Source organism: Neisseria sp. P0001.S005, assembly GCF_051963715.1.
Window position 1 is genome coordinate 1 of the sequence record NZ_JBQCTZ010000879.1, and the last position, 321, is coordinate 321.

At 48.3% G+C, this 321-nt stretch carries 1 pseudogene; it reads left to right on the forward strand.

The features are described 5' to 3' along the window. Positions 1-113 precede the first annotated feature (113 nt). Positions 114-321 (forward strand): annotated as a pseudogene (locus tag ACTHSP_RS23320) (UMP kinase); the annotation flags it as partial.

The following is a 321-nucleotide window of genomic DNA, read 5'->3' on the forward strand; positions in this document are numbered from 1 at the left end:
CCGTCTGAAAACAAAACAATAATAGAACGACACACCATATCATTGTAATCCGACCGTTTGAAATTCAGACGGCCCAACTCCGACCGACGACATTCAAGAAAGCAAGGTATCCCATGACACAGCAAATCAAATACAAACGTGTATTACTGAAACTCTCCGGCGAATCCCTGATGGGCTCTGATCCATTCGGCATCAATCACGATACCATCGTTCAAACTGTCGGCGAAATTGCCGAAATCGTGAGAATGGGCGTGCAAGTCGGTATCGTTGTCGGCGGCGGTAACATTTTCCGCGGCGTATCTGCACAAGCAGGCAGCATGG